This window comes from Virgibacillus sp. (assembly GCF_013393565.1).
In the GTDB taxonomy this organism is placed as follows: domain Bacteria; phylum Bacillota; class Bacilli; order Bacillales; family Amphibacillaceae; genus Virgibacillus; species Virgibacillus dokdonensis.
In genome coordinates, this window is record NZ_JABXHF010000069.1 from 1 (window position 1) to 10,830 (window position 10,830).

Here is a 10,830-nt window from a genome sequence, read left to right on the forward strand (position 1 = left end):
TTATTTTTTTGAATGCTGCCATAGATACTGCGTTGTCATAAGGTTTGCCTTTATCACTTAATGATCTCTCCATACCAAATGTATCTAGTTCTTCATCAATAAGCTTATTTTTAAACTCACTTCCTCTATTATCATTAAACACAGATTGAGAAGTATACTTTCTAGTTGGAAAGCTATTATATTGCACGGTATGACCAGCCTGAAATAGTCCGTCGCTCGCAATTAATTTTATTTTCTTCATCGCTATCCCCCTACTCAAGTAATCGTTTTCTTTTTAAAAGCAGGAATAACAATGGACAATAAAGCTACTATAAAGAGAGCAATTGCTATAGGACTTTCTAAAAAAATGCCTATGTTACCTTCAGAAATAGTCAGTGACTGCCTTAAAGATTGCTCCATCATTCCTCCCAAAATAAAACTTAAAATAAACGGAGGCGCAGGAAAGCGAGCTAATCGCATTAAAAAACCAATAACCCCAAATAAAAGTAATAAGTAAATATCAAATGTGTTAAAACTAATAGCATAAACGCCAAGCATACAAAATGTAATTACTAGTGATATAAGAAGTGGTCTAGGAATGAGTAACAGCTTGGCAATATACGGGATCAACGGCAAATTCAATATTAATAAAAAGACATTTCCGATATACATACTAGCAATAACGCCCCAAAACAAGGTCGGCTCATCCTCAAATAACAGAGGACCGGGTTGCACTCCTAGCACAAGTAACGCTCCTAATAACACAGCCGTCGTACCTGATCCTGGGATTCCAAGACTTAATAATGGAACAAACGCACCACTGGTAGCTGCATTGTTAGCTGTTTCTGGGGCTGTTAATCCTTTTATGGACCCTTTCCCAAATTGCTCAGGTTTTTTCGATAATTTTTTCTCAACAATATAACCAATAAAAGAAGCAATCGTTGCGCCTGCCCCCGGCAACACACCAATGATAAATCCAAGAAAAGATTGCCTTGTTGCTGGCCCTTTCATTTCTTTAAAATCCGATTTCGTCAGCTTGAGACTACCAATATTATGATGTATATCGTTCTTCTCTTTAACAGAGTTGATGATCAAAAAGCAAATTTCAGCCAAAGCAAACAAACCTAGAGCTATAACTAAAAATTCAATACCACTTAATAAATTTGTCATCCCAAACGTAAATCGAGGGGTTCCAGTTTGCGCATCAATCCCTACTGTGGCAAACATAAAACCAATCACTCCCGAAATAAACGCTTTCACAAGAGAACCTTCTGATAAACTAGCAATAGCCGTTAGCGCTACTAACATTAAAGCAAAGTACTCAGGCGGTCCAAATGCAATCGCCACTGAAGCAAGCATTGGAGCAAATAACATGAGTAATACAATTCCTACCGTTCCACCAATAAAAGAAGAAATAGCTGCAATGGCAAGTGCTTTTCCCGCTTTTCCTTGTTTAGCCAATGGATGACCATCAAAAGCAGTGGCTACTGTTCCAGATATACCTGGAGCATTTAACAAAATCGATGATGTAGAACCTCCAAATACAGCGCCGTAATAAACTCCCGCCATCATAACAAGAGCAATAGTAGGATCGAACCCATAAGATATAGGAATCATGACCGCAATTGCTGAAATTGGACCTAATCCCGGTAACATACCAATAAAAGTACCTGCCAACACACCGATAAAAACAAAAATAATCCCTTCTACACTAAAAGCAACCTGAAAACCTGATAGTACTCCTTCTAAACCCCCCATAATAACCTCCCCTAAAAAGGCATGACCCCTTGTGGCAACCTAATTTGTAATGCACTCGTAAATAAAAGATAAAATGTTAATGGTACGAGAATAGCTGTAACAGCATTAATTACATGTTTTCTATACCCTAATAAATACGAGCAAAAGAATATGAAGAAAATACTTACAATTACAAATCCTAAACTCTCTAAAAAACTAGCATAAAGAACGTTGAGCAAAAAGACACCAAGTAATTTCAGCAAATCAGTCTTATTTATATTTAATTTGTCATTTTCAGAGTCCCCTTTTCCGAAAAATAAGATCGTGGAAAGAACTAGTAATAATATTCCTAAAATTATCGGCAAAGCATTCGAATCTATTGGTACATAAGCATAGGATGGTAATCTATAGGCAAAGAAAAGATATAAAATAGCTATGCACCACAGAAGCACTGCAATTTTTCTATTTAATGTTTTTAACATGTTTATAGATCAGCTCCCTTCTTGCCCTCATTCATTTTTTGATATTCCTAGCTCATCCAGTAGTTGTTCAGACTCTTCTTTCTGTTCATCTAAGAAATCTTTGTACTCTTCTCCATACATAAACATTTCATCCCAACCATACTGCTTCCGAATTTCTTTCCATGCCTCTGACTCATTTAATTCTTTGAATTTAGAAACATAGTAATCTATAGCACTTTCATCTGTATCAGGTGGAGCAAAAAAACCTCTCCAATTCACAAAATTGGAATCAATTCCCTGTTCTTGAACTGTCGGAAATTCAGAAATAACTTCTCCCTCTAATCGCTCTTCTGAAGTGACTCCAAGCACCTTGATTTTACCTGCCTTTGCTTGTTCAATGGTTTCCGCAACACCAGTTGAATAAACATCAGCACTTCCGTTCAATAAAGCTGTTAATGTTCCTCCATCTTGCTCAGATACATATTTAATTTTTTTAATATCTACTCCAGCTTCCTTAGCAATTTTCACAAATTGAATATGATCCATACTCCCAGGAGAAGATGCGCCAATGATTGTAACGGAAGAAGGGTCTTTCTTCATATCTTCAAACAAGTCGTTTAAATTTTCCCATTTTGAATCTGCCGTTACTGCAAAAGCACCATAATCAGCAATTACATTGGCAATTGGTGTGAAATCATTATGATCATACTGAGATTGACCATTTAATGGCACATCAATGAGTGGACGCGAAGCGATAAACATATGATGCGGATTTCCTGCTTTCTCAGCTACATAAGCCCAACCAACAGCACCCCCTCCACCAGGTTTATTTACTACGCCAATATCTTGCTCTACCATTCCTTCTTCCTCAAATATTTTTGCAGCCATTCTCGCAGTTGTATCCCAGCCACCTCCAGCACCAGCAGGAGCGACAATCTCAATCGGTTCTTTTGGTGACCATTCCCCACTATCCGCTTTATTGCTATTGGAACAAGCGATTAGAGTAACCATGCTTACAAATACTAAAATCAAACCCCATTTTTTTCTCAACGTAATCACCCTTTCATTTTTGTATAACAAACTCGCCTGTAAGTGCTTTTCATAGTAGAATCATTTGTTCATAGAGATACAAAAACTATAATCCCTTCACCCAAAAAAGTAGTTGAAAATAAATAGTTAATTCCTAAAAAGGTCGATTTTTAAAAATCATATTTTCAAAACACCGTATATAGTTGCTTGTTCAATAAATGGAATACTATATGCCAGCATGAAATAATCTAATGACCTTTTTGGGTAAGAATCAATAAATCAAACTTTTATTGTGCTTTTGAAACAGTCAATTTTAGAACAGTCACTTTTTAGGTGCACTAATCATATCAAGTTTTATTCATTTATTTGACTTGCTAGTAACCCCATTATGCATCGCATAATATGCATAAGAACGTTTTATATATTTGAATTTTTAAAAGGAATTAGATCACTTCTTTATCATTTTGCTTTTCCTTATCAATAGCATAAAAAATATCTGGGAAAAGCTTTTTTATATCTTCGTTGAAAAATAATTCATACTTCACCATTGTATCTCGACCAGGATCAGCATCTCCTTTTTCTATTTTTCTGACATAGATAGTTGAAATACCCAATTCTTTTGCTAATTCTTGTTGAGTTAATTGATGTTTCTTTCTAAGCTGTGTAAGTGCTTTTCGTTCCATTAACTATTCTCCCTCCGTTTGATAACTTTTTTATCATTACAAATACTATAAAAGATAAACTAATTATCGTCAATGATTTTTAGAAAATTTTATTATCATAGATAAACATTTTATCGGTTGTCCGTTATAATAGAGGTAATTTGAGGTGATCATGTGAAAAAGAACTCTCCTGTATTTGGAAATAGATTGAAATTTCTACGGAAGCAAAGAGATTTAAAACAGGAAGATGTTGCAAAATCTCTGGGTATTTCTCGTGCTAGATATTCCCATTACGAGAACAATCATGTAGAGCCAGATATAGAAATGCTTAAAAATTTATCACAGTTTTATAATGTAAGTATTGATTACTTGGTAGGAAATAGCATTAAAAACAAGAATAAAGATGAAGTTTTAAATATTGATCCAGAATTAGAACTCTGGTATAAAGAATTACCAAGCAATGGAGAGGAGGATATGCGTCGTCTTAAAAAAATTTGGGATGTTTTTAAAGAGGAATAAAATTGGTGTTGTAAAGCTTTCTTCATTTTAGAATGTATAAGAAATTTTTCTATTGGAGTTTGGTTTCAAAAAGGCGTTCAGAAATTTCCTTTATATAATACGTCAACAGATAACTAAAACTTTCATGACCGCCTTTTGTGTATTCATTAATTGTTCTAAATACAAAAATTTTTACATAATATACTTGGTGCGAACCCCAAGTGCACATAAAAACCCAGGGGGATTCGCACCAAAATCCGCTTGCTTTTTTGATGATTTTTGTAATAATATTGAAGATAATTAGTAATATATAAGATTTCCAACCTAAAAATGGACTGTTTTTGATTATTTTTGTTATTTTTTAGGATAAAATCGCAGTCGCACCTTGTATAGGTGCGTGGATTGAAATTACGTAAACCGCACGTACTAATTCTGGTTTGATCGTCGCACCTTGTATAGGTGCGTGGATTGAAATTGTTTTATCTAACGCTGGTTTCGAAATGGGTGAATCGTCGCACCTTGTATAGGTGCGTGGATTGAAATATCCATAGTTTTATTCAAGGGTTGTAGTGCATCATGTCGCACCTTGTATAGGTGCGTGGATTGAAATACAATTAAATCGTAAATAAATATGGTCGTGACCTGTAGTCGCACCTTGTATAGGTGCGTGGATTGAAATTTATTGATGAAGTGCGTTTAGTACAGTCTAAAGAGTCGCACCTTGTATAGGTGCGTGGATTGAAATGAAATCTGAAATAAAACTACAATAATTGTACCCCATGTCGCACCTTGTATAGGTGCGTGGATTGAAATCTTTCCTTTCCCATAAATTAAAAACAGTGCTGTTGTCGCACTTTGTATAGGTTCGTCGATTGAAATCTCAATTACTTGTTTAACGTCCGAAATATGCTGTATCGCACCTTATATAGGTGCGATGGAAATTACAGCTGGTATAATAGCCATTTTTAGCTTAAAATAATTCAGAATTATCCACCAAATCCTTTATTGAAGATGTTTGTAACTTCCCTCTATAAATTTGTAGTTGCCACTAGTAAACCAAAGTTTTTAGTGATCAAGTATTAAAAACATACCTATACATAATTTGAAAACTTGCAGGTGTTTCTTAGCCATGTATAGAAGTCTACTATAATAAAAGAGTTAAGGGGAAAGGTGAGTTTTATTATTGCCACAAGAACTATAACTGGGTTATTTACATTTGTTTTATTAATGTGCATTTCAATGGCGAATATCAAGATTTGAAGCACCAAATCGGAAAGGAACATTTTCTTTTAAGTTCAATGTTAGAGGATATCCTGACGGTGATAACGGAAAAGCCGAATTGTATCTAAGCAAGACAACATATTCTTTAAATTCAGTAAGTACGAGATGGTATGATTAATTATACTTGTAGCATAGACATAACATATTAAGGGGTGATTCATTTGAAAAAGTATGCCAACCTTATACTAATATTAATAAGTTTTATGCTGTTTGGTTGTAACACTTCAAATTCAGAAGAAGCAGAACAAGTACCAACATCGGGTGAAATCATTGTACATTCAAATAAATATGAAATGATACCAGGAAATTATGTCTCTAAAGGAGAGCCAGAAATACATTCTGTAGATACTCCTTCTGTATTGGAACTTTCTAAAGAATTTGAAACACTTACGGTCAATAACAATAGTAGTATAGAAATTATCATTAAAGAAAATCCATCACTTACTGTTTTTGAGTGGAACGAAGATGAACAAACAAAAGAAGTTGCTTTTAAAGACAATAAAATAAATGTCCCAGAAAAAGAAGGAGTTTATATTTATGAAGTGAAAGCCAAGTGGGAAAACGGGGAGGCATCGTTTATATTTGATGTAGAAGTTAAATAACCGAGTACTATCATAAAGCAGTAAAAGCAAATATCTTGTTAATAACTCGCACCCAGATAAAAAACAAACATCTACTAACAAACAGGAATGACTAGCGAAGGAAAAATATTAGGAAAAACTTGGCTGTCGCCAATTCTAATAGCGACAACCTTTGTTTTTCTTATACTATCATCTACAAAATTCTATGCTTTCCTATAGTACAGAAAACCGCACAAGATGTGCGGCATATTTTAAACAGTAATTAATTCAATAGCTACGGTGCTCGCTAAGAGAACAATACTAAGTCCCCATAGCCAAAACAGGGAATAACGAATATGACGTCCCATTTCCAAGCCTGCCAATCCCAGAGCCAACCAGACTGCTGGCGAAAACGGACTAATAAACGTTCCAACAATATTGCCAACAATCATCGCATAACCAGTAGATAGAGAATCAATCCCAAATCCAGTTGCAATTTGTTCGACTACTGGCATTAATGCAAAATAATACGCATCCGTGCTTAACAACAAATCAAATGGAACACCAAAGAATCCGATAATTAAATGAATATACGGCGCAATGAATGCTGGGATCACTTTGACCACATCTTCTGCAATCGCATTCAACATTCCCGTACCAGTTAGAATCCCTAAGAAGGTTCCAGCTGCCAGTATAATTGTCGCCATCATTAAGGCATTTGGAGCATGGGAGCGAATGCGATCCATTTGATCCTCCATGTTTGGATAATTTAGTGGTAGCGCTAAGCTTACCCCAATCATAAATACAAGCCCTGCTGGGATAATGCCCCATACTAATGTCCCTACAACGGCAATGGCTAATAAAACGTTAAGCCAAAATTTCCAAGCAACAGTTTCTGACGCTTTGTTTATACTTTCTGACGTAGCGTCTACGCTAGTTACATCAGGCTCCATAACTGCCGCCGCTTCTACGGATCCGTATTCTTTCGTAATTCGCCTTTTTTCTCGATATCCAAGAACAATAGCTAAAGCAATCATAAGTACAAGTCCAATGGCTTGAACAGGTATTAACGGTCTCCATAATTCCGTGACATCCATATTTAATACAGAAGCCGATCTGCCCAACGGTCCTGCCCATGGTAACATATTCATAATACTTGCGCTTCCTGCAATCAATAGCAGAAGTAAATATGGATTCATCTTTAACTTTTTATAAAGCGGCAACAATGCTGGTATGGTAATAAGAAATGTAGATGCTCCAGAACCATCTAATTGAGCAATAGCAGCAATAAAAACACTACCAACACTAATTGCGATGACATTCCCCTGCGATATGGTAATCATCCCTCGAATTAATGGATCAAATAATCCAACGTCTTGCATAATACCGAAAAAAAGAATCGCAAAAATAAACATAATTGCAACATGTACAACATCGGCAATCCCATCATTAAAAAATGTTCCGATGTCTTCTAGACCAAATCCAGCAATGACTGCAGCAATGATAGGCGTTAACACTAATGCTATAATTGGTGCCACACGTCCGCGAATTAATAATAGTACAATGATGATAATCGTCAAAAATCCAATGATACTTAAAACTCCCATGATATCCCCCTTCTGCATAGCAAAGCGGTATGTAAAACCCCAAAGTCACGCAAATGTTATCTATCTAGCGTTTTCTCAACTAGTTTTATGAGAAACAATGCTTTTCACGATAAAAGTTAGCGAAAAGATCAGATTAATAACTAAAATACCACGGAATGTAAGCGGTTAAAACATTGTGTCGATAAGTATATTAACTGTTATTTGTTGCATTTTGTTCATAAGTTTCACAAAGGATATAACGCCTTTCTGGTCTGCCTACATTTCCATACAGCAGTGTTGTCTTAATCTTTTTTAAGGAAACGAGATACTCCAAGTATCTCCTAGCAGTTGATCGGCTCGTCCCAATTTGTTCACTTAACTCCATAGCTGTAATTCCTTTTACCTTTTGAGTTTGAAATAGATTGGTAACTTCATCTAACGTAATCGGATCAATTCCTTTAGGCAACTGGCCATGCGCTTTTTTTGTAGGAGAGAAACCCCCGATCTGTCTTTCAATCAGACCATCGATTTCATGCTGTTCTAAAACTTCTTTCGACATCAGATAACGACGCCTTTGTTGATACTGCTTCAACATCTTTGTAAACCGCTCTGCATCCACAGGCTTAATGATATAATCAATCACGCCACCACGTAGCACTTCCTCAATGACATTTTTTTCTATCGCAGCGGAGATTACCACAATATCTACTCGTTTACAGTGGGTACGCAATTGCCAAAAAAGTTCCAACCCTTCTACATCTGGGATATAGATATCCAATAATACGAGATCTATTTCTGCCCCTGGCTGCCGCAAATAATGATAAGCTTCTTCAGCTGTTTTGACACTTTTTACAACCTGATATCCTTCTACTTGTTCCACAAATTGTTGATTGATCGCTGCAACGCGAAAATCGTCTTCAATAATTAGTACCTGTATCCCCTGTTTCTCCATGCCTTTCCCCTTCCCCTTTCGGCATAATGATGATAAAACGAGCCCCTCCTAATTCGCCTTCTTCCACCAAAATTTCTCCTCCAACACGTTCTACAAGATGTTTACTTAATGCTAAACCAACACCACGATGGGCCCCATCTTTGGTCGTATAACCTTGTTCAAAAATAGGATCGATATCCTGATGTGAAAGCCCGCTTCCCGAATCATCCACCTCTACAATGACATCTTCACCAATATCTGTAAATAGAACCGTCATGTTACGATTCGATTTTGCTTCCTTTTTCACAGACTCGATAGCATTCTCAAGCAAATTACCGACCGCTGTTAAAAACGCCCGTTGCTTTTCTCCAACAAAACTAGTAGAAAGCTGGCTATCTGGATCAATCGTCATCGTAATGCCAAGTTCGCTAGCTTGATCCCATTTCCCTTGTAGCAACCCTTGAACCATTGGATCAGCTACTTGTTGCAGTAAAAATCGCGAAAGTGTCCCTTGGGTTTTGTTTTCTTGCTTTATATAAGCGATCGCTTCTTCCTGCTTATCTAGCTGTAACAAACCTAGAATAGTATGCAATTTATTAGAAAATTCATGCGTTTGTGCACGTTGGGCATTGGCATATTGTTTCATTTGCGATAACTCTTTTGTAATGCTTTCCAGCTCCGTTTTTTTACGAAATGTAGTAACCGCCCCAATGATAGTATGTTGATGAAAGATAGGCATTCGGTTCGTCAAAACAATGACATCACCAAGGATCATCTCTTTATTAAAATGCTTCTCACCTGTTTTCAAAACATCAAATAACCCCGTATGAGGTAAAAATTCATCAACACTTTTCCCTACATACGACCTTCTATCTATTTCTCGCTCGAATAAAATAGTTTGCGCAGCAACGTTCATCATCATCATTTTCCCTTGGTTATCCACAGCAATAATTCCTTCATGTGTAGACTGTAAAATGGCCTCCTTTTGCAATAATAGTTGAGTGATTTCCTCAGGCTCCATTCCCGATAATAATTTTTTTAAATAGGTAGCAATCAGAATAGCGCCTATAACCCCTATGAAAAGAATACCAAACAGCATTAACCAAACAGATCTGCTTTGCTCCTCAATAATATGTTGCACTTCTTCATTTAAGAAGCCAACCGATACCACACCAATAATTTCTCCACGCTTATCTCTAATAGGTGTTTTTCCGCGAATGGATAACCCTAACGACCCTTCACGCTTTGAGATATATGACTGTCCTTCTTCTAAGGCACGAGAATTATCCCCACCAACCATTGGCTTTCCAATTTTTTTCGGGTCTGGATGTGCATAACGAATGCCTTCCTTATTTCCTATAACTATAAACTCTGCTCCAATGTTTTGTTGAAGGGGTCCGACAATATTTTGCATGACCGTTTCTGGACGCTCTAACTCAAAAGCATCGCGTACACTTGGCATATTCGCGACACTTTTAGATACGCTTAACGCCCGCTTTGCTATTTGATCTTCCATCGTTGTTGCTATAAACGAGCGGAGAAACAATCCAAAAATAACAAACATCCCTATAAGCAAGATACTTATAAGCATGATCATTTTCACCTTTAAACTGAAATATCGTTTATTAGCAATGCTATCTTTCTCCCTATGTAAAATAAACATCTTTACGTCCCCTTTTTATCCTCTCTCTCTTACTAGTATAATGACATGTTTATGATAGGAAGAAAGAATTTGCTTTCAAAAATCGATTGTAGAAAAGATTAAAAGAAAAATGGAGTACAAATCAAATATAAAAACAAGTTTTTGTCTGGATGAAGTCGATTTGCTATATAGATGAAAGAGAAGAACTGCATGTATTATCTTATTATGCAAAATGGATGCTACTGTGAACAAAACTCCCTCCCTTTCGAATAACTCACCTTTCTTAAAAACTCCCTTCTTTTGTCATATGACGATATACTTATTTTTTAAAAATTCCCTCCCTTCACTTTCATTTGCTCATAGTCAACTATATACTATACATAACTGAAAATATGGGTCATATTGGTAAATGACCTATTTATCGGAGGCTAAAATGTGAAGAAGCAACGTTACATTTTTTTACT

9 protein-coding genes, 1 pseudogene and 1 CRISPR repeat array are annotated in these 10,830 nt (G+C 36.2%); of the genes and pseudogenes, 2 read left to right on the forward strand and 8 right to left on the reverse strand.

The window, feature by feature from the left end; translation table 11 throughout:
- From HLX49_RS13700 to HLX49_RS13720, 5 genes and pseudogenes are all read right to left on the reverse strand, one after another.
- A pseudogene (locus tag HLX49_RS13700) lies at positions 1 to 127 on the reverse strand (IS3-like element IS655 family transposase); the annotation flags it as partial.
- Positions 128 to 255: 128 nt separating this feature from the next.
- The gene (locus HLX49_RS13705) at positions 256 to 1,737 is read right to left on the reverse strand and encodes a tripartite tricarboxylate transporter permease (protein WP_101932574.1); all 1,482 of its coding nucleotides are present in this window, start codon (positions 1,735 to 1,737) and stop codon (positions 256 to 258) included.
- An 11-nt stretch (positions 1,738 to 1,748) separates the two neighbouring features.
- Complete coding sequence (locus HLX49_RS13710; protein ID WP_101932575.1) at positions 1,749 to 2,198, reverse strand: tripartite tricarboxylate transporter TctB family protein; 450 nt, start codon at positions 2,196 to 2,198, stop codon at positions 1,749 to 1,751.
- A gap of 27 nt (positions 2,199 to 2,225) precedes the next feature.
- Positions 2,226 to 3,188 (reverse strand): tripartite tricarboxylate transporter substrate binding protein, encoded by a 963-nt coding sequence (locus HLX49_RS13715; RefSeq protein WP_101934182.1) that lies wholly within the window; start codon positions 3,186 to 3,188, stop codon positions 2,226 to 2,228.
- A gap of 461 nt (positions 3,189 to 3,649) precedes the next feature.
- Positions 3,650 to 3,889, reverse strand: a complete 240-nt coding sequence (locus HLX49_RS13720) for a helix-turn-helix transcriptional regulator (protein ID WP_073006584.1) — start codon at positions 3,887 to 3,889, stop codon at positions 3,650 to 3,652.
- 153 nt (positions 3,890 to 4,042) lie between these two features.
- On the opposite strand from HLX49_RS13720, the gene HLX49_RS13725 reads away from it, so the two are divergent.
- Both HLX49_RS13725 and HLX49_RS13730 read left to right on the forward strand, forming a co-directional pair.
- The gene (locus HLX49_RS13725) at positions 4,043 to 4,387 is read left to right on the forward strand and encodes a helix-turn-helix domain-containing protein (protein ID WP_073006582.1); all 345 of its coding nucleotides are present in this window, start codon (positions 4,043 to 4,045) and stop codon (positions 4,385 to 4,387) included.
- A 356-nt stretch (positions 4,388 to 4,743) separates the two neighbouring features.
- Positions 4,744 to 5,245: a CRISPR direct-repeat array (repeat unit 32 nt; unit sequence GTCGCACCTTGTATAGGTGCGTGGATTGAAAT).
- Positions 5,246 to 5,808: 563 nt separating this feature from the next.
- Complete coding sequence (locus HLX49_RS13730; RefSeq protein ID WP_296362579.1) at positions 5,809 to 6,249, forward strand: hypothetical protein; 441 nt, start codon at positions 5,809 to 5,811, stop codon at positions 6,247 to 6,249.
- Positions 6,250 to 6,479: 230 nt separating this feature from the next.
- On the opposite strand, the gene HLX49_RS13735 is transcribed toward HLX49_RS13730, so the two are convergent.
- The 3 genes from HLX49_RS13735 to HLX49_RS13745 all read right to left on the reverse strand — a co-directional run bounded on the left by HLX49_RS13735 (position 6,480) and on the right by HLX49_RS13745 (position 10,387).
- On the reverse strand, positions 6,480 to 7,814 hold the full coding sequence (locus HLX49_RS13735) for a CitMHS family transporter (protein WP_296362580.1): 1,335 nt from the start codon (positions 7,812 to 7,814) through the stop codon (positions 6,480 to 6,482).
- 190 nt (positions 7,815 to 8,004) lie between these two features.
- Positions 8,005 to 8,745: a response regulator gene (locus HLX49_RS13740; RefSeq protein ID WP_296362581.1), complete on the reverse strand. Its 741-nt coding sequence runs from the start codon at positions 8,743 to 8,745 to the stop codon at positions 8,005 to 8,007.
- Entirely contained in the window at positions 8,711 to 10,387 is a 1,677-nt protein-coding gene (locus HLX49_RS13745; RefSeq protein ID WP_101932579.1) for an ATP-binding protein, read from the reverse strand. Before HLX49_RS13745 ends, HLX49_RS13740 begins: the two co-directional genes overlap by 35 nt.
- Positions 10,388 to 10,830 lie beyond the last annotated feature (443 nt).